The following is an 851-nucleotide window of genomic DNA, read 5'->3' as shown; positions in this document are numbered from 1 at the left end:
TTTAAATCACAAACTTACTTGGTTTCTTTTCGGTCTTTAAACCATTTCCCTAAGCCAAAGAAACTGAGAAGTGACAGAAGCATGGTTCCGATCAGGCTTAAGAAGCTATCAGAACTTTGACCAGTTTGTGGTAACGTCGTCTTCTTTTCAGACTTTTTAGCTGGCTTAGCTGCTGGAGCTTGCTTTTCTTGTGGTTTAGCTGGTTGAGCCGGTGCTTTAGCAGGAGTTTGTGGGGCCTGCTTAGCCTTCGGAGCTTCCGGTTGTGCGGCCGGAACTTCCTTTGGTGCACTTGGCTTAGTTGGTTCCGGTTGTGCTGAAGGTTTCTCTGGTTTATTTGGAGCTACCGGAGTTGATGGTTCAGCATTCTTCACATAATGAATTGGAGTATCTTTTCCTAAATCATTGTGATCAATCGGATATGGTGTGCCAGGGACCAACTTGTTCCCGTTCTTATCAACTGGAGTGTATCCAGGAATGTCAGGGATAATTGGGTTACCAGCATCACTTGGGTTGTTGGGATCATTTGGATAAACGATCGGGTGACTGCCCGGAACATCAGGAACTAAGTGACCTAAGGCGTAGTAAACGACCGTTACTTCGGAGTCGTTAGAATCAGCGTTAACCGTTGCTTGTCCAACTGAAGCAGTGTTGGTATAGTAACCATTGATAACTGGCGAGTTAACCCCACTCAAGACGTCACTCTTAGTCGTCCATGCACTGTAAGTTACCTGACCAGTAACTTGATCAAACGTTGCCGTTCTAGTAAAGGTCGTTGATTGAACCACATCATCAGCTAGCTTGTTCCCATTCTTATCAACGTAGTGAATGGTTCTAGTAACGTTCTTAGTTAG

Annotated in this window: 1 protein-coding gene; it reads right to left on the bottom strand. The window is 44.9% G+C overall.

Translation table 11 applies throughout. The features are described from left to right. Nucleotides 1-14 precede the first annotated feature (14 nt). Nucleotides 15-851, bottom strand: an 837-nt coding sequence (locus AC6UD8_RS07010; RefSeq protein WP_500723600.1) for a mucin-binding protein, incomplete at its 5' end; no start/stop codon positions are given.

Source organism: Fructilactobacillus sp. X1R3C1 (genome assembly GCF_059901545.1).
Note: the sequence above shows the minus strand (reverse complement) of the source record. Positions and strands in the feature narration are given on the sequence as shown.